This window comes from Pseudomonas sp. B329 (assembly GCF_023127835.1).
Lineage (GTDB): Bacteria > Pseudomonadota > Gammaproteobacteria > Pseudomonadales > Pseudomonadaceae > Aquipseudomonas > Aquipseudomonas synxantha_A.
In genome coordinates, this window is the sequence record NZ_SPKP01000030.1 from 41,502 (window position 1) to 58,232 (window position 16,731).

Sequence of the window (16,731 nt, forward strand, 5' to 3'; positions counted from 1 at the left end):
ATTGCCTGCCGGAGAATCACATGAGCGTCACGTCGGATGCATTGTTTGTACCCCTGAATATTGCCGTGTTGACGGTCAGCGATACCCGCGAATATGCCAATGACACCTCCGGGCAATTGCTGGTCAGTCGCCTGCTGGAAGCTGGGCACAGCCTGTTGGAGCGCAACCTGCTCAAGGATGACCTGTACAAAATTCGCGCCCAGGTGGCGGCCTGGATCGCCGATGAGCGCGTGCAGGTGGTGTTGATTACCGGCGGCACGGGGTTTACCGGCCGCGACAGCACCCCCGAGGCGGTGGGCTGTTTGCTGGATAAGCACATTGATGGTTTTGGTGAGCTGTTCCGTGCGATCTCGATTCTTGATATTGGTACGTCCACGGTGCAGAGCCGCGCCTTGGCCGGGTTGGCCAACGGCACGCTGGTGTGCTGCCTGCCGGGCTCGACGGGTGCTTGTCGTACTGCCTGGGAAGGTATTCTGGCCGAGCAGCTCGATGCGCGCCACCGACCATGTAACTTCGTGCCGCACCTCAAGCCGGTGGCTCTGTGCGGCACGCGAGGATGAGCCGCGCCGCGCTGATGTCGGTGGAGGAGGCCATTGCTGCGTTGTTGGCCCTGGCCGAGGAGCACCGCCTGCACGACAGCGAGCCGGTGCTGCTCAGCGATGCCCGGCAACGGGTGCTGGCCAATGACCTGGTGGCGAGCCTGGACCTGCCGCCCTGGCCCAACAGTGCCATGGACGGCTACGCCCTGAACCTCACAGACTGGCACGGCCAGCCACTGCCGGTGTCGCAGCAGATCTTCGCCGGTCAAGCGCCTGAACCGCTGCAGCCCGGTACCTGTGCGCGCATCTTCACCGGCGCACCGGTGCCGGACGGGGCCAACTGCATCGAAATGCAGGAGAACGCCGAGGTGCTGGACGATGCGCGTGTGCGCTTTACCCAGCCGCTGCGCGAGGGCCAGAATATCCGCACCCAAGGCCAGGAAAACCGCACCGGTGAGGTATTACTGCAGGCCGGCAAGCGACTCGGCCCTTTCGAGCTGGCCATTGCGGCGGCCCAGGGCTGTACCCATGTGTCGGTGGTACGCCGGCCACGGGTGGCGCTGCTGTCCACCGGCGATGAACTGGCCGAGCCGGGCACACCGCTCAAGCCTGGCTGCATCTACAACAGCAATCGCACTTTGCTCAGCCATTGGCTGGGGGCACTGGGTTGTGAGGTCATCGACGGCGGCATTCTGCCCGACCAGTCGCAACTGACTCGGCTCAAGCTGGAGCAGCTGCAACAGGCGGCCGACCTGATTCTGACCACCGGCGGCGTGTCGGCCGGCGATGCCGATTGCCTCGGCCAGGTACTGCGTGAATGCGGCAAGCCATTGTTCTGGAAACTTGCGATCAAACCGGGCAAACCCCTGACCGTCGGTTCGTTTGGCCGAGTACCGGTGATTGGCCTGCCCGGCAACCCGGCCTCGGCACTGGTGACCTTCGGCTTGCTGGCCCGGGCTTATCTACTGCGTATCCAGGGCGTCGATGATGTCACGCCGATGAGCTTTGAGGTGAATGTGGGGTTTGACTGGCCCAAGGCCGGCAGTCGCCGCGAGTACCTGCGAGCCAGGATCGAGGCGGGCAGGGCGGTGCTGTATCCGAACCAGAGTTCCGGAGTGATGCTGGGGGCGTCGTGGGCGGATGGGTTGGTTGAAATTTGCGAGGGCAGCAGGTTGCAGATGGGTGATACGGCGCGGTTTATACCGTTCTCTGAGTTGTTCTGATTCGGGCACGCTAATGCCAGTTGTAGGAGCGAGCAAGCTCGCTCCTACACAGGGCGATGTACGCTTCCACATTCAGATCTAAAGCGCCCACCGCTCCTGCGCCAGTCGATCACTTTCCCGTCCTTCTACCCAACGCTCTCCAGCTGGCGTTTGCTCCCGCTTCCAGAACGGCGCCCGAGTCTTGAGGTAGTCCATCAGGAACGCGCAGGCCTCAAAGGCCGCCTGGCGATGTTGACTGGCGACGCCGACGAAGACGATGGCCTCACCCACTTGCAACGCGCCCACACGATGAACGATGCTTACCCGCTGCAACGGCCAGCGTTCGTGGGCTTGATCAACGATCAACTGCAGTGAGCGCTCGGTCATGCCCGGGTAGTGCTCAAGGAACAACGCGCTGACCTGATCGCCCTGGTTGATATCGCGTACGTAACCGACGAACGTGGCCACGGCGCCAACGCCGGGGTCTTCGGCGTGTACGCTGCGGGTCAGTTCACCCAGGTCCAACAGTTCGGTCTGCACCTGAACCGGCATGGGTCAGCCTCCGGTCACTTGGGGGAAGAACGCAATTTCGTCGAAGTCTTCGATCAGCGCTTGCGGTGTGCAGAGTTCCTGGTTCAGCGCGCACATCAGGCTGGTTTCACCCAGCACCTGCTGCCAGGTCTCACCGCGGGCGCATAGCAATTGCCTGACGTCTGCAATGGTGCGCAGGGACTCATCCAATACGAGCTTTTCACCGCCAACGCCCAGTTGTTCACGGTAGCGCGCAAAGTAGTTGATCAGAATCATTGGGCGTCTCCTGCAATGAAGGTGCCTGACTTGCCGCCGTGTTTTTTCAGCAGCTGGATTCGGTCGATGACCATGCCCCGATCCACGGCCTTGCACATGTCATAGATCGTCAAGGCTGCCACGCTGGCGGCGGTCAGGGCTTCGAGTTCGACGCCGGTCTGGCCGTTGAGCCGGCAGGTGCTGAGGATCTGCACTCTGTCAGGCTCGATGGCGCGCAGTTCGAGGTGGATCGAACTGAGCATCAGCGGATGGCACAGCGGAATAAGCTCATGGGTTTTCTTCGCGGCCATGATCCCGGCGATACGTGCCACGGCAAACACGTCGCCCTTGGGATGGCCGTTGGCCTGGATCAGTTGCAAGGTGGCCGGCAACATGTGCACCCAAGCCTGGGCCTGGGCTTCGCGGGTGGTGGCGGCTTTGTCGGTGACGTCGACCATGCTGGCTCGGCCTGCGGCGTCCAGATGGGTCAGGGTAGGCGAGTGTTTGTGCATGGGGTACCTCGGGTCAACTGAGTACAAAGAAAGAGAAGCCGGCCAGCTAGCCGCCGGTCATGTTCATGAAACGCACCACCTGCACGTCATCGTTGAGCTCGAAGTTGTGTCGGTACGGCTTGATCTTCATCGACTCGAGAATGGCGTGCTCCAGCCGTTGCGGTTCACCCGGGTAACGGCGCAGCACCTCCTTGAGGTCGACCGAATGCTCGTTGCCCAGGCACAGCAGCAAGCGGCCTTCAACGGTCAGCCGCACGCGGTTGCAGGTGCCGCAGAAGTTGTGGCTGTGGGGGGAAATAAAGCCCAGGCGAATATGCGGTGCTTCGGCCAGGCGCCAGTAGCGTGAAGGGCCCTGGGTCGATTCGGCCGAGTCGATCAGGGTGTAGCGTTCGGCGATGCGCTCGCGCACTTGCGCGCTGGAATAGAAAGCCTCGGCACGGCTGTGTTCGCTGATCACGCCCAGGGGCATTTCCTCGATAAAGCTGATATCCACGCCGCGCTCGATGGCGAACGCTACCAGGTCGTTGATCTCGTGATCGTTGCGGCCTTTCATCACCACGCAATTGAGTTTGGTGTGTTGAAAACCCGCAGCATTCGCAGCGTCAATACCGGCGATGACTTTGGCTAGGTCGCCGGTGCGCGTCAGTTCGCGAAAGCGCTGGGGATCAAGGCTGTCGAGGCTGATATTCAGGCGCTTGAGGCCGGCGTCGAACAAGGGGGCTGCGAGCTTGCCCAACTGCGAGCCGTTGGTGGTCATGCACAGCTCGCGCAGGCCGGGGAGGGCGGCGATGCGCTGGCACAGGTCAACCACACCTGGGCGAATCAGCGGCTCGCCGCCGGTCAGGCGAATTTTGCGAGTGCCCAGGGTGACGAAGCTTTCAGCCAGTTGATACAGCTCTTCCAGTGTGAGGATGCGTTGGCGCGGCAGGAACTGCATGTCCTCGGCCATGCAATACACACAACGGAAATCGCAGCGGTCGGTCACCGACATTCTGAGATAGTCGACCCGGCGAGAAAAACTATCCATCAGGATTTTATCGGTCATGGAAACCTCCGGCTGCGACTCAATAAGAGCGTAGCCATGGCGTTGTTTTTGAGCGCTCGACAGAGATGGGAGCCTTATTTGATTCAAGCCTAAAGTTGTTTTTCAAGGGCGTCTAATCACTATTAACAACTGAGTGATCGATGAAATCTATAACGATTTTATTGGGGCTTTCCAGGTTCGTATCACTATGAAAAATAAAGATTTTAATCTTGATAGATGGTGTCGATGGCGTGGTCGTTATTTGTGATTAGACAGATGTTTTTGCAGGGCCTAGCCTGAATATGTAAACCGATTTCTAGACCGTGGAAAGATCGGTGCAAACACTGTTTGCGTTCTGCAATGCCTGAAAATAACCATCAATAAAGGCTTTAAGTTAGGCGCTGCCTATGCGTGAAGTCCTGGAGAAACATCATGAGCGAAGTTGAACGTTATAAACCGTACAAGGGGGCCGCCGCCGGTTGGGGCGCGCTGATCGCGGTGACGAAAAACTGGCTGGGCAGTGAAAACGCGCTCAAGAACATTCGTGCGATGCTCAAGACCAACCAGAACGGCGGTTTCGACTGCCCCGGTTGCGCCTGGGGCGAGTCGCCGGAAAGCGGCATGGTCAAGTTCTGCGAGAATGGCGCCAAGGCGGTCAACTGGGAAGCCACCGGGCGCCTGGTCAATCCGGCGTTCTTCAACAAATACACGGTGTCGTCGCTGGCAGCGCAAAGTGACTATTGGCTCGAATACCAGGGCCGCCTGACACACCCGATGCGCTATGACGACTCCCTGGACCGTTATGTCGAAATCACTTGGGATGATGCCTTTGCCCTGATCGCCAAGCACCTAAACGAACTGGAGTCGCCGGACCAGGCCGAGTTCTATACCTCGGGCCGCGCCAGTAACGAGGCGGCTTATTTGTATCAGCTGTTCGTTCGCGCCTACGGCACCAACAACTTTCCCGACTGTTCGAACATGTGCCACGAAGCCAGCGGCCTGGGCATGGACGACAGTGTTGGCGTGGGCAAAGGCACGGTGACCTTCGATGACCTGGAAGAAGCCGACGCGATTTTCGTCATCGGCCAGAACCCCGGCACCAACCACCCACGTATGCTCGAACCGCTGCGCGAGGCGGTAAAGCGCGGAGCCCAGGTGATCTGTTTCAACCCGCTCAAGGAGCGTGGGCTGGAGCGTTTCCAACACCCGCAGCATCCCCTGGAGATGCTCACCAACGGTTCCGAACCTACCTCGTCGGCGTACTTTCGCCCGGCCTTGGGCGGCGACATGGCGGCCTTTCGTGGTATCGCCAAGTTCCTGCTCAAATGGGAACGTGAAGCCCTGGAGAACGATGGCGAGGCAGTCTTCGACCGCGCTTTCATTGCCCAGCACACCTCGGGCCTGGAGCACTATCTGGCGCAAGTGGACGCCACCTCATGGGAGCATATCGTCGCGCAATCGGGCCTGAGCCTTGAGGATATCGAGCTGGCCGCACGCATGTACCGACGCGCCAAGCGGGTGATCATGTGCTGGGCGATGGGCGTGACCCAGCACACACACTCGGTGCTGACCGTGCAGGAAATCATCAACGTGCAACTGTTGCGCGGCAATATCGGCCGGCCAGGGGCGGGGCTATCGCCCGTGCGTGGCCACAGCAACGTGCAGGGCGACCGCACCATGGGCATCAACGAACTGGCGCCGCCGGAATTGATCAACGCATTGGAAGCACGCTTTGACTTCAAGGTCCCGCGCCGCCATGGTCACAACACGGTCATGGCGATTGCGGCCATGGAAGAAGGGCGCGCCAAGGTCTTCATCGGCCTGGGCGGCAATTTTGCCCAAGCCACGCCGGACACCCCGCGCACCCACGCGGCACTGCGCAAGTGCGACCTCACCGTGCATATCGCCACCAAGCTCAACCGTAGCCATCTGGTGACGGGGCGCGAAGCCTTGATCCTGCCGTGCCTGGGCCGCACCGATATCGACATCCAGGAACAAGGCCCGCAAGGCGTGACCGTTGAAGACACCTTCAGCATGGTGCACATCTCCCACGGCCAGCTGAAACCCAAATCGCCGCTGATGCGTTCGGAACCGGCAATCATTGCCGGGATCGCCAATGCGACCCTGGGCAATCACCCGATTGACTGGCTGTGGACGGTGGCCGACTACGGCCGCATCCGCGACTTGATTGCCGACACCATTCCCGGCTTCAAGGACTTCAACACCAAACTGCTGCACCCGGGCGGCTTTCATCTGGGCAACGACGCAGCGCGACGCATCTGGAAAACCAACAGCGGCAAAGCCCAGTTTGTCTCCAGCGTGTTGCCGGCGCACCTGGTCAGCGAAGGCGTGCGCAACCTGGACGTCAAGCCGGAGCTGATCCTGCAGACCATGCGTTCCCACGACCAGTACAACACCACCCTGTACGGGCTCGATGACCGCTATCGCGGCGTCTATGGCATGCGCGATGTGGTGTTCGTCAATGAACAGGACATCCGCAAACTGGGCTACGAGCCGGGGCAGAAAGTCGACATGGTCTCGCTGTGGGGCGATGGCCGTGAGCGTCGGGTCAGCGGCTTCACCTTGATCGCCTATGACATTCCCGCCGGGCAGGCCGCCGCCTATTACCCCGAAACCAACCCGTTGGTGCCGCTGGAAAGCTATGGCGACCGCACCTTTACCCCGACGTCGAAGTTCATCGCCATCCGGCTTGAACCCGCGCCGGTCAGCAATCTGATCCAGTCCCACGGCGCTTGAGTCGTACCGGGGCGGCCAGTATGGCGCCCTGGGTTTCCCTGATCACTGCACATCCGTTTGCCCCAGGCCACCAGGCCTGAGGCACGCCGGTCTGGGTGCGCGTGCGCATCAAGTTTCCATAAGGGTATTGCCATGTTAAATCTCGAGGCGCTGGACCTTGCGCGAATTCAATTCGCCTTCACGGTCTCGTTTCACATTATTTTCCCCGCTATCACCATCGGCCTGGCCAGTTTCCTGGCGGTGCTCGAAGGCTTGTGGCTGAGAACCAACAACGCGGTCTACAAGGACCTGTATCACTTCTGGTCGAAGATCTTCGCCGTCGACTTCGGCATGGGCGTGGTCTCGGGCCTGGTCATGGCGTACGAGTTCGGCACCAACTGGAGTCGCTTCTCGGACTTTGCCGGCAGCATCACCGGGCCGTTGCTCACCTATGAGGTGCTGACGGCGTTCTTCCTGGAAGCGGGTTTCCTTGGGGTCATGCTGTTTGGCTGGAACCGGGTGGGGCGGGGTTTGCACTTCTTTTCCACGGTGATGGTCGCCATCGGGACGTTGATCTCGACGTTCTGGATCCTGGCGTCCAACAGCTGGATGCAAACGCCCCAGGGCTTCTCCATCGTGGATGGCCGGGTGGTGCCGCTGGACTGGTTCGCCATCGTCTTCAACCCGTCGTTCCCGTTCCGCCTGGCGCATATGGCAATCGCTGCCTTTGTTGCCACGGCGTTCTTCGTCGGCTCATCGGCGGCCTGGCACTTGCTGCGTAAAAACGACACCCCGGCAGTGCGTAAAATGCTCTCGATGGCGTTGTGGATGGCGTTGATCGTGGCTCCGATCCAGGCGGTCGTCGGTGATGCGCATGGTTTGAACACCCTGGAGCACCAGCCGGCGAAAATTGCTGCGATTGAAGGGCATTGGGAAAACGTCGGTAACGGCGCGACGCCGCTGGTGCTGTTCGGTATCCCTGACATGGAGGCCGAAAAGACCCGCTACGCGATAGAAGTCCCGTACCTGGGCAGCCTGATCCTCACCCACAGCCTGGACAAACAGATCCCGGCGCTCAAGAGCTTCCCCAAGCAAGACCGGCCGAACTCGAGCATCATTTTCTTCAGTTTCCGGATCATGGCCGGGCTGGGGATGTTGATGATCCTCACTGGGATACTGGGCTTGGCGTTGCGCCGTAACGGCGCGCTGTATCGCAATCGGTTATTCCTGCGCCTGGTGCTGTTCATGGGGCCGACCGGGCTGATCGCCATGCTGGCCGGCTGGATCACCACTGAAGTAGGGCGCCAGCCGTGGGTGGTTTACGGGCTGATGCGTACCGCAGACGCGGCGTCCAATCACAGCGTCACGCAACTGAGCATCTCCCTGGCGTTGTTTGTGCTGATCTACTTCTCGGTATTTGCCGTGGGTATCGGCTACATGATGAAGCTGGTGCGCAAGGGCCCGCAGCCCCATCACGACCATCCGCCACAGGGCGGCCCCGGCCAGGAACGCACACCGCGCCGTCCTCTGTCCGCTGTCACCGAGACGCTCGCGTCCGGCGACCACACCAACTGATCAAAGGGATTGCACATGGGCATTGTAGGTATAGACCTGTCGTTGATCTGGGGCGTGATCATTGCCTTCGGGGTGATGATGTACGTGATCATGGATGGCTTCGATTTGGGCCTGGGCATCCTGTTTCCGCTGATCCCGGACGAGCAGGAGCGCGACGTGATGATGAACACCGTGGCGCCGGTATGGGACGGTAACGAGACGTGGTTGGTACTCGGCGGCGCGGCGTTGTATGGGGCGTTTCCGCTGGCGTACTCGGTGATCCTGGAGGCGTTGTACCTACCGCTGATTTTCATGCTGGCCGGGCTGATCTTTCGTGGCGTGGCGTTTGAATTCCGCTTCAAGGCCAGCCCGCAGAAGCGGCATATCTGGGACATGGCGTTTATCGGCGGCTCGTTCCTGGCGACCTTTTGCCAGGGCGTGGTGATCGGCACCTACATCGCCGGCATTGCGGTGGTCAATCGCCAGTTTGCCGGGGGCAGCCTCGACTGGCTCTCGCCATTCCCGCTGTTCTGCGGGGTTGGGTTGGTGGTGGCCTACGCGTTGCTGGGCAGCACCTGGTTGCTGGTCAAGACCGAAGGCATGCTCGAATCGCGCATGCGCCTGTTCAGCCGCTATCTGGCCTTCGCGCTGATGGCGGTGGTGGCGGTGCTGTGCGTGTGGACGCCGTGGCTGCACCCGGAAATCGCCGTGCGCTGGTTTGCCCAGGCGCACATTGTGGTGTTTGGCGGCCTGATGCTGCTGGGCGTACTGGCACTGGTGGGGCTGTTGAAAACGTTGCGCCAACACCACTCGCACTGGCCGTTCGTATTCACCCTGATGCTGGTGTTCCTGGGGTATATCGGGCTGGCCTTCAGCATCTGGCCGAACATTGTGCCGCCATCCATCAGCTTGTGGGACGCTGCGTCGCCGCCTTCGAGCCAGTTGTTCATCCTGATCGGCACGCTGTTCATCCTGCCGATCATCCTGATGTACACCTGCTGGAGCTACTACGTATTCCGCGGCAAAGTGAGGATTGGCGATGGCTACCACTAAGGGTGAAAAGCCGCGGCCTGCTGGCCGTTGGTACCAGCGGGTGTTCTGGCTGATCGCTATCTGGTTCGCCAGCGTGCTCGCCCTCGGCATCCTTGCGAGTGGCTTGCGCTGGATGATGCACATGGCTGGCATGACTAGCCATTGAGGCGAGCCTGATCCAATGTGGAAGGGGCGGCACATCGTTCCATTTTTGAGATGCAGCGGCCCGGTTCAGCCACTACCTAACCCTGAACCTGATGATTAAGGTGGCTCCATTGTTTTTTCGCAGGTGTCCTACAGGCGCAAGTCGTGGATACCGGTCGGAGCGTGTCTATACAGGAAGTGCAGACACTGCCGGGCACTGTTCCGGCACACCATTCCAGGGAGGTTTATCCAAGCAAAGAGGAAATGCAAATGACTGCATCAGGTAACGCTGCAAACTTCAATGGTCAAAAGCCGACGATTGATCCCGCCGACACGGCCATGTTGCTGATCGACCACCAGAGTGGCCTGTTCCAGATCGTCAAGGACATTGATGTTCCTCAACTGCGCGCTAACGCTATCGCGTTGGCCAAGGCCGCGACCCTGTTGAAAATCCCGGTCATCACTACCGCTTCGGTTCCACAAGGCCCCAATGGCCCGCTGATCCCGGAAATCCACGAGGCCGCGCCGCATGCCCAATACGTCGCCCGCCGTGGCGAAATCAACGCCTGGGACAACCCTGAGTTCCACGCCGCCGTCAAAGCCACCGGCAAGAAAACCCTGGTGATCGCCGGCACCCTGACCAGCGTATGCCTGGCGTTTCCGTCCATCGCGGCGGTGCATGAAGGCTACAAGGTGTTTGCGGTGGTCGACGCTTCGGGCAACCACTCCAAGCTCGCCACTGACCTGACCATCGCGCGCCTGGCCCAAGCCGGCGCAGTGCCGATCGACATCATGGGCACGCTGTCGGAGCTGCAAGGTTCCTGGAACCGCCCGGATGCCCAGGAGTGGGCGAATGTCTACACCCAGGCCATGCCGCACTACCAACTGCTGATCGAGAGCTACATCAAGGCTCAGGAAGTGGCAAACAATCACGAAGAACTAGACTCACAGCGCAAGTAAACACGCTGGGTTCTTTACCGGGCGCCCACTCGGGGCATCACCTTCATTTATCAGGAGTACCACCATGTCTACACCTTACGTTCGCTTGGACAAAGACAACGCCGCTGTGCTGTTGGTCGACCATCAGGCTGGCTTGCTGTCATTGGTCCGCGACATCGACCCGGACAAATTCAAGAACAACGTGCTGGCCCTGGCTGACCTGGCCAAGTACTTCAAGCTGCCGACCATCCTGACCACCAGTTTCGAAACCGGCCCGAACGGCCCGCTGGTACCCGAGCTCAAGGCGCTGTTCCCGGACGCCCCGTATATCGCCCGTCCTGGCCAGATCAATGCCTGGGACAACGAAGACTTCGTCAAGGCCATCAAGGCCACCGGCAAGAAGCAACTGATCATTGCCGGCGTGGTGACCGAAGTGTGCGTGGCATTCCCGGCGCTGTCGGCGCTGGCGGAAGGCTTTGAAGTGTTCGTGGTGACCGATGCCTCCGGCACCTTCAATGAGCTGACCCAGCAATCGGCCTGGGCCCGCATGTCGGCCAACGGCGCGCAACTGATGACCTGGTTTGGCCTGGCCTGTGAGCTGCACCGCGACTGGCGCAACGATATCGAAGGCTTGGGGACGTTGTTCTCCAACCACATCCCTGACTACCGCAACCTGTTCACCAGCTACAACGCGTTGACTGAAGGCAAGTAAGCCTGAGGGGGAGGCTGCCGGCTATCGGCAGCTTCTGCTCGTGCGTCCGGCAATAATCGAGTCGCAATTTGTTACTTATTGATTGTCAGAAAATTCGCCGCTGTAGTGGCAATTAGGGACAAATCCGCAGCCTGCCACTCAATTTTCATAAAAATGTAACAACCCTGCTGCACAGTTCGGGAGCCCGTCACCACAACGAGTTCTTTTAATGAAAAGCTTGATGAAGTCTGCAGCACTGGCCGTTACGGTTTCTCTTTGTGCCTCCTCCATGGCCTTCGCCGCCGAAAACGTGCGTCTCACCGGCTCCGGCGCCAGCTTCCCTGCACCGATCTACCTCACCTGGTTCAAGGACTTCAGCAAGAAGACCGCTGGCGTCACTGTGGATTATCAATCCAAGGGCAGCGGCGCAGGTGTGCAGGACTTCCTGAATAAAACCGTCGATTTCGCCGCCAGTGATTCGGCCATGAAGGATGAAGACATCGCCAAGGTGGCCGAAGGCGTGCAATTGCTGCCGATGACCGCGGGTGAAATCGTGCTGGCGTATAACCTGCCGGGCAACCCCAAGGGCCTCAAGCTGCCACGCGATGTGTATTCCAATATCTTCCTGGGCAAGATCACCAAGTGGAACGACCCACAGATAGTCGCCGCCAACCCGGACCTGAAACTGACCGACACACCGATCACCGTGGTAGTGCGTGCAGACTCCAGCGGCACCACGGCGGTGTTCACCAAGCATTTGGCGACCATCAATCCTGAATTCAAAACGGCGCTGGGGGAGGGCAACACTGTCAACTGGCCAGCCAGCGACAAATTCATCAAGTCGCCCAAGAACGATGGCGTGACCGCCACCGTACGCCAGACGCCAGGCGCGATTGGCTACATTGAGTACGGCTTCGCCAAGCTGGCCAAGGTCGACTTCGCCCAGTTGCAGAACAAGGCCGGCCAGTACGTGGTACCGAACGCCGAGAGCGGTGCCGAGGCCCTGGCAGCAGTGAAAATGCCGGAAAGCCTGGTGGCCTGGCTGCCGGATCCGGACGGTGCCAAGTCCTACCCGATCACGTCCTACACCTGGATGATCTTCCGCAAGGACAACGGTAATCCGGCCAAGGCCAAGGCCATGCGCGAAATGGTCGAGTACAGCTTGACCGAGGGGCAGAAAATCGCCGACTCGATGGGCTACATCCCGCTGCCGCAATCGGTGGTCGATCAGGTGCGTAAAGCTTCCGCCAACATCCAGTAACACCCGTGAGGTCGCTCTTGGCCTGGGCTGTCAGCCAGGCCGGGAGCGTTTCCCCCCTTGTTCCGGAATTCGCCCATGATCAAACCTTTCGTCGTTCCGGTTAACCCGGATTCTGCCTGCCAACCCCCCTCTGCAAAAGACTTCCTGGTCGATCGCACCTTCCGTGGGCTTGCGCGAATCGGGGTGGTACTGATTCTGGCGTTGGTCGCAGCCTTGGTATTCGAGGTGGGACGCAAGGCCCTTCCCGGCATGGAGAAGCATGGTTTCGACGTGCTTTTTGGCAGTGTCTGGGATGTCAACCAAGGCAAGTACGGGATCCTGCCGGCGATTTGGGGCACGCTCTATAGCGCCCTGATTGCGCTGCTGATTGCAGGGGTTTTCGGCGTCAGCATGGCGATTTTCCTGACTCAGGATTTCCTGCCGGCGAAGCTGGCGGCGGTGTTTCGCACCATCGTTGAGTTGCTCGCGGCCATCCCCAGCGTGGTGTATGGCCTGTGGGGCATCTACGTGGTGATCCCGGCGATCCGGCCACTGACCACCTGGTTGAATAGTGAACTGGGCTGGATCCCGTTTTTCGGCACCTCCTTGAGCGGGCCAGGGTTGCTGCCTGCGGCGCTGGTATTGGCGATCATGATTCTGCCGACGATTGCCGCCGTGTCCCAGGACGCCCTGACCAGCGTGCCGATGAAAACCAAGCAGGCTGCCTACGGTATGGGGACTACCCATTGGGAGGCGATTCTCAAGGTGATGGTGCCTTCTGCCGCCACTGGTATTTTCGGTTCGCTGGTGCTCGGCCTCGGCCGCGCGCTGGGTGAAACCATGGCGCTGGCAATGCTGGTGGGCAACGCCAACAACATCTCACTGTCGCTGTTTGCGCCGGCCAATACCTTGGCGGCCTTGTTGGCGCTGAACTTTCCCGAAGCCGGGCCGAATGAGATCGAGGTGTTGATGTACGCCGCGCTCGTGCTGATGTTTATCACGCTGCTGGTGAACGTCATCGGTTCCATGATCATGCTCTACGCCCAGCGCGGTACTAAACAATGACTGACCTCACGTCCCCAATCACCGCGGTGCCCAGCCTGCAGCGCAAGTTCGAAGGCCGCGCCCTGCGCAGCCTGGTGTTGACAACGCTGGTCTGGCTGGGCGCGCTGCTGGCCAGTGTGCCGCTGATTTCCGTGCTCTACATGCTGATCACCCGTGGTGGCGCACGCCTGAGCCTGGAAGTGTTTACCGAACTGCCGCCCACCGGCTTCGAAACCGGCGGCGGTTTCGGCAACGCCATGGCAGGCACCTTTGTGATGGTCGGCATTGCTGCTGCCATCGCGGTGCCGGTCGGCATCATGGCGGCGATCTTCCTGGCCGAACTGGGGCCGGATAGCAAATTGGCGAACACTGCGCGCTTTGCCGCCAAGATGCTCACGGGCCTGCCGTCGATCCTGGCCGGGGTGTTCGCCTACGCTCTGGTGGTCATGACCACCGGTACTTACTCGGCGCCGGCGGGCGGTGTAGCCCTGGCGGTACTGATGCTGCCGATCGTGGTGCTCACCGCCGAAGAGTCGATGCGCATGGTGCCCAAGATCATGAAGGACGCCGCCTACGGCATGGGCTGCACGCGCTCGCAGGTGATCTGGAAGATCATTTTGCCGACCGGCCTGCCGGCGATCCTCACCGGCGTGATGCTCGCCGTGGCCCGTGCTGCCGGTGAAACCGCGCCGCTGCTGTTTACCGCGCTGTTCAGCAACTACTGGATCTACCACGACGGCGACCTCGCGGTCATGAACCCCACGGCCTCGCTGGCGGTGCTGATCTACAACTTCTCCGGCATGCCGTTCGACAACCAGCTTGAGCTCGCCTGGGCGGCCTCGTTGGTGTTGGTGATGATTGTGCTGGTTGTCAATATTGTCAGCCGTATCTTCGGCAAGCCCAAGTATTAAGAACGGGAGCATCTGAATTTTGAACGTCTCAACTGCGCAAATAGCCGCTCCGTTTGTCACCCAGTCGCCTGTGGTCATGGACTGCAAGCTGGACAGGATTTTCTACGGCAACTTCATGGCGGTGCGTGACAGCCATGTGCCGATTGAAAAAAACAAGATCACCGGGTTTATCGGCCCGTCGGGCTGCGGCAAAAGTACTGTGCTGCGCAGCCTCAACCGCATGAACGATTTGGTGAAGGGCTTTCGCTTCGAGGGCCACGTGCATTTCCTCGGCCAGGACGTGTATGGCAAGGGCGTCGACCCGGTGGTGGTACGCCGCTATATCGGCATGGTGTTCCAGCAGCCCAACCCGTTTTCCATGAGCATCTTCGACAACGTCGCGTTCGGCCTGCGGCTGAACCGCTACAAAGGCGACCTGGGCGACCGCGTCAAGCACGCCCTGCAAGGCGCGGCGCTGTGGGATGAGGTCAAGGACAAGCTCAAGGTCAGTGGCTTGTCGCTCTCTGGTGGTCAGCAGCAGCGGTTGTGTATCGCCCGCGCCATCGCCACCGAGCCGGAAGTGCTGTTGCTCGATGAGCCGTGTTCGGCTCTCGACCCTATCGCGACCCGCCGGGTGGAGGAGCTGATGGTGGAATTGAAGAAGGACTACACCATCGCACTGGTGACCCACAACATGCAGCAGGCCATCCGGGTAGCAGACACCACGGCGTTTTTCTCGGTGGATATTTCCCAAGGCACGCGCACTGGCTACCTGGTGGAAATGGGCCCGACTGCGCAGATTTTCGGCAGCCCGCGTGAGCAGATGACCGAGGATTACATCAGCGGCAAGTTCAGCTGAGCCATCCATGTTCGATAACAGCCGCACCTGCGCCAACGTCTTCTCGGGAATGCCAATGCCTGTAACGCATCGTCTAGATTTGCCAGCGATTGAACGCGCCCTGCGTAAGGTGCAGAGCCGCTTTGCCCAGCTCAGCACGCAGTTTACCGAGCCGCGGGACCCGCTGACGGACGAGGTGTTGGAGAATGTGCTTGCAGGTTATGCGCTGGTTGACGACTACGTCGCCCAGGGCGTGGACCTGTTTGATCTGCACCACCTTGACCTGATGCTGGAGATCAACGCCACGGTGCTCTGTGGTCGAGATCCGGCACGCCGCCTGGAATACGCGCAACACCTGGCCGCAACCGAGGAGCACTTTTTCAACAACGTTGAGGGTGGCATCAAGGACTTGTTCAATTGGTACTGCGCCTACCGCAGTGAATCGGTGTGGAAGCGTGCAGCAGGTGTGTATGTACGCATCCTCAGCAAACCGCAATTGTTCATCGAAGGTAATAACCGCAGTGGCTCGCTGATCGTCAGCTACCTGCTGATGCGTGCAGGGTTGCCGCCGTTCGTGCTGACACTCGAAAACGCCGAAGGCTACTTCAACCCCTCCTCGGTGATCCGCAACTCGGCCAAACATGGGGTGAAGGCCCTGTATGAATTGCCCAAGATCAAGAAAAAGTACGCCGCGTTCCTGGAGGAACAAGCGCCTGATCCGGGTGTGTTTTTCTTGAGCGACGCACCGCAACCAATCTATCAGGGAGGCCAATGATGAGCAGGTATCAAACCTTTGCGGGCAAATGCCGAACGTCCGCCAACCTACTCGTTCAAGCCCTGTCCACGCGTCTGCTCACACGGCCACGCGTACGGATCTCGTTTGATATCGACGACACCCTGGCCTGCCAACTTGATCACTCGCCCGTGGAAAGCAGCTGGTTGCCGGCCTGCGTCCATCGCTGGTGGGGCGAGCCGCTGCGTGTCGGCACCCGCTCCCTGACCCGGGAGCTACGGCGCCAGGGGTGCAGCATCTGGGTTTACACCTCGTCAGGCCGGGCGCCTTCGTATATCAGGCGTTGGCTGATGCTGTACGGCATACGCGTCGATGGCGTGGTGAACAGCGTCGTGCATAACCAAGCCCTCAACGCGCGCGGGCTGTTGAACACGCCGTCGAAGCTTCCGTCGGCCTTCGATATCGATTTACACGTGGATGATTCCGAGGGCGTGCGCATAGAAGGTCATGAACATGGCTTTCGTGTGGTCGTGGTTGACCCGCAGGATGGGCAGTGGGCGCAGAGAGTACTTGAAGCTGTCGCGGGCGTGCAGGCGCAATTGGCCAGGCAGCAAGTGCCCCGATATCAAAAGCCGGCGCGACAAGGTGCTGAAGTTTTTTCTTCCTGAGGGCGAGTGTTATCTGCATCGCTATTTGATATTGGATCGTTATTGGGTTGAGTAAGTCATCCATAACGCGCGCGGCGGGTTTAATTAGTCCTGACCCATTAGTCACGTAAAAAACAAACGCCCACTTATTGTTTGTTAAATAGCGCTCCCGGCGCTTTT

18 protein-coding genes are annotated in these 16,731 nt (G+C 60.0%); 14 read left to right on the plus strand and 4 right to left on the minus strand.

The genetic code is table 11. The annotated features are described in order from the left end of the window. Window positions 1–20: 20 nt before the first annotated feature. Together moaB and glp are read left to right on the plus strand one after the other, a co-directional pair. Window positions 21–560, plus strand: a complete 540-nt coding sequence (gene moaB, locus E4P00_RS16920; protein ID WP_005788101.1) for a molybdenum cofactor biosynthesis protein B — start codon at window positions 21–23, stop codon at window positions 558–560. Then, entirely contained in the window at window positions 557–1,762 is a 1,206-nt protein-coding gene (gene glp, locus E4P00_RS16925; protein WP_248132207.1) for a gephyrin-like molybdotransferase Glp, read from the plus strand. The genes moaB and glp overlap by 4 nt, the downstream gene beginning before the upstream one ends. Window positions 1,763–1,840: 78 nt before the next feature. Here the strand turns inward: glp and moaE are convergent, their stop codons facing one another. From moaE to moaA, 4 genes are read right to left on the minus strand one after another with little or no spacing between them, the layout of a single operon-like run. After that, the gene (gene moaE / locus E4P00_RS16930; protein WP_078821300.1) at window positions 1,841–2,293 is read right to left on the minus strand and encodes a molybdopterin synthase catalytic subunit MoaE; all 453 of its coding nucleotides are present in this window, start codon (window positions 2,291–2,293) and stop codon (window positions 1,841–1,843) included. A gap of 3 nt (window positions 2,294–2,296) precedes the next feature. Next, window positions 2,297–2,548, minus strand: coding sequence for a molybdopterin converting factor subunit 1 (gene moaD, locus E4P00_RS16935; protein WP_078821301.1), 252 nt, complete (start codon window positions 2,546–2,548; stop codon window positions 2,297–2,299). Further along, entirely contained in the window at window positions 2,545–3,039 is a 495-nt protein-coding gene (gene moaC / locus E4P00_RS16940) for a cyclic pyranopterin monophosphate synthase MoaC (RefSeq protein WP_103734433.1), read from the minus strand. The genes moaD and moaC overlap by 4 nt, the downstream gene beginning before the upstream one ends. A 46-nt stretch (window positions 3,040–3,085) precedes the next feature. Then, complete coding sequence (moaA, locus tag E4P00_RS16945; protein ID WP_078821303.1) at window positions 3,086–4,084, minus strand: GTP 3',8-cyclase MoaA; 999 nt, start codon at window positions 4,082–4,084, stop codon at window positions 3,086–3,088. 411 nt (window positions 4,085–4,495) lie between these two features. On the opposite strand from moaA, the gene E4P00_RS16950 reads away from it, so the two are divergent. The 12 genes from E4P00_RS16950 (at window position 4,496) to E4P00_RS17005 (ending at window position 16,572) form a co-directional block, all read left to right on the plus strand. Continuing rightward, a complete protein-coding gene (locus E4P00_RS16950) occupies window positions 4,496–6,820 on the plus strand; it encodes an FdhF/YdeP family oxidoreductase (RefSeq protein ID WP_032875563.1) in 2,325 nt (774 codons plus the stop codon). A gap of 132 nt (window positions 6,821–6,952) precedes the next feature. Then, on the plus strand, window positions 6,953–8,374 hold the full coding sequence (locus tag E4P00_RS16955; protein ID WP_248132208.1) for a cytochrome ubiquinol oxidase subunit I: 1,422 nt from the start codon (window positions 6,953–6,955) through the stop codon (window positions 8,372–8,374). A 15-nt stretch (window positions 8,375–8,389) separates the two neighbouring features. After that, window positions 8,390–9,406: a cytochrome d ubiquinol oxidase subunit II gene (cydB, locus tag E4P00_RS16960; RefSeq protein ID WP_078821305.1), complete on the plus strand. Its 1,017-nt coding sequence runs from the start codon at window positions 8,390–8,392 to the stop codon at window positions 9,404–9,406. Further along, complete coding sequence (locus tag E4P00_RS16965; RefSeq protein WP_103734436.1) at window positions 9,393–9,551, plus strand: DUF2474 domain-containing protein; 159 nt, start codon at window positions 9,393–9,395, stop codon at window positions 9,549–9,551. Before cydB ends, E4P00_RS16965 begins: the two co-directional genes overlap by 14 nt. Window positions 9,552–9,799: 248 nt before the next feature. Next, complete coding sequence (locus E4P00_RS16970) at window positions 9,800–10,489, plus strand: isochorismatase family protein (RefSeq protein WP_032875555.1); 690 nt, start codon at window positions 9,800–9,802, stop codon at window positions 10,487–10,489. 64 nt (window positions 10,490–10,553) lie between these two features. Beyond that, a complete protein-coding gene (gene ycaC / locus E4P00_RS16975; RefSeq protein WP_003191542.1) occupies window positions 10,554–11,180 on the plus strand; it encodes an isochorismate family cysteine hydrolase YcaC in 627 nt (208 codons plus the stop codon). 208 nt (window positions 11,181–11,388) lie between these two features. Beyond that, the gene (gene pstS, locus E4P00_RS16980) at window positions 11,389–12,420 is read left to right on the plus strand and encodes a phosphate ABC transporter substrate-binding protein PstS (protein WP_078821307.1); all 1,032 of its coding nucleotides are present in this window, start codon (window positions 11,389–11,391) and stop codon (window positions 12,418–12,420) included. A 75-nt stretch (window positions 12,421–12,495) separates the two neighbouring features. Continuing rightward, window positions 12,496–13,464 (plus strand): phosphate ABC transporter permease subunit PstC, encoded by a 969-nt coding sequence (gene pstC, locus E4P00_RS16985; RefSeq protein WP_005788132.1) that lies wholly within the window; start codon window positions 12,496–12,498, stop codon window positions 13,462–13,464. Continuing rightward, the gene (gene pstA / locus E4P00_RS16990; RefSeq protein WP_005788134.1) at window positions 13,461–14,354 is read left to right on the plus strand and encodes a phosphate ABC transporter permease PstA; all 894 of its coding nucleotides are present in this window, start codon (window positions 13,461–13,463) and stop codon (window positions 14,352–14,354) included. The genes pstC and pstA overlap by 4 nt, the downstream gene beginning before the upstream one ends. A gap of 76 nt (window positions 14,355–14,430) precedes the next feature. After that, window positions 14,431–15,192 (plus strand): phosphate ABC transporter ATP-binding protein PstB, encoded by a 762-nt coding sequence (gene pstB / locus E4P00_RS16995; protein WP_019817112.1) that lies wholly within the window; start codon window positions 14,431–14,433, stop codon window positions 15,190–15,192. Between the two features lie 55 nt (window positions 15,193–15,247). Then, entirely contained in the window at window positions 15,248–15,946 is a 699-nt protein-coding gene (locus tag E4P00_RS17000) for a hypothetical protein (RefSeq protein ID WP_032880962.1), read from the plus strand. Beyond that, on the plus strand, window positions 15,946–16,572 hold the full coding sequence (locus E4P00_RS17005) for a hypothetical protein (RefSeq protein WP_032875543.1): 627 nt from the start codon (window positions 15,946–15,948) through the stop codon (window positions 16,570–16,572). Before E4P00_RS17000 ends, E4P00_RS17005 begins: the two co-directional genes overlap by 1 nt. The last annotated feature ends 159 nt before the right edge of the window (window positions 16,573–16,731 follow it).

Coding starts and splice junctions, on each gene's coding strand:
- moaB (WP_005788101.1), top strand. CDS start 21: ATGAGCGTCACGTCGGATGCATTGTTTGTACCCCTGAATATTGCCGTG.
- glp (WP_248132207.1), top strand. CDS start 557: ATGAGCCGCGCCGCGCTGATGTCGGTGGAGGAGGCCATTGCTGCGTTG.
- moaE (WP_078821300.1), bottom strand. CDS start 2,293: ATGCCGGTTCAGGTGCAGACCGAACTGTTGGACCTGGGTGAACTGACC.
- moaD (WP_078821301.1), bottom strand. CDS start 2,548: ATGATTCTGATCAACTACTTTGCGCGCTACCGTGAACAACTGGGCGTT.
- moaC (WP_103734433.1), bottom strand. CDS start 3,039: ATGCACAAACACTCGCCTACCCTGACCCATCTGGACGCCGCAGGCCGA.
- moaA (WP_078821303.1), bottom strand. CDS start 4,084: ATGACCGATAAAATCCTGATGGATAGTTTTTCTCGCCGGGTCGACTAT.
- E4P00_RS16950 (WP_032875563.1), top strand. CDS start 4,496: ATGAGCGAAGTTGAACGTTATAAACCGTACAAGGGGGCCGCCGCCGGT.
- E4P00_RS16955 (WP_248132208.1), top strand. CDS start 6,953: ATGTTAAATCTCGAGGCGCTGGACCTTGCGCGAATTCAATTCGCCTTC.
- cydB (WP_078821305.1), top strand. CDS start 8,390: ATGGGCATTGTAGGTATAGACCTGTCGTTGATCTGGGGCGTGATCATT.
- E4P00_RS16965 (WP_103734436.1), top strand. CDS start 9,393: ATGGCTACCACTAAGGGTGAAAAGCCGCGGCCTGCTGGCCGTTGGTAC.
- E4P00_RS16970 (WP_032875555.1), top strand. CDS start 9,800: ATGACTGCATCAGGTAACGCTGCAAACTTCAATGGTCAAAAGCCGACG.
- ycaC (WP_003191542.1), top strand. CDS start 10,554: ATGTCTACACCTTACGTTCGCTTGGACAAAGACAACGCCGCTGTGCTG.
- pstS (WP_078821307.1), top strand. CDS start 11,389: ATGAAAAGCTTGATGAAGTCTGCAGCACTGGCCGTTACGGTTTCTCTT.
- pstC (WP_005788132.1), top strand. CDS start 12,496: ATGATCAAACCTTTCGTCGTTCCGGTTAACCCGGATTCTGCCTGCCAA.
- pstA (WP_005788134.1), top strand. CDS start 13,461: ATGACTGACCTCACGTCCCCAATCACCGCGGTGCCCAGCCTGCAGCGC.
- pstB (WP_019817112.1), top strand. CDS start 14,431: ATGGACTGCAAGCTGGACAGGATTTTCTACGGCAACTTCATGGCGGTG.
- E4P00_RS17000 (WP_032880962.1), top strand. CDS start 15,248: ATGCCTGTAACGCATCGTCTAGATTTGCCAGCGATTGAACGCGCCCTG.
- E4P00_RS17005 (WP_032875543.1), top strand. CDS start 15,946: ATGAGCAGGTATCAAACCTTTGCGGGCAAATGCCGAACGTCCGCCAAC.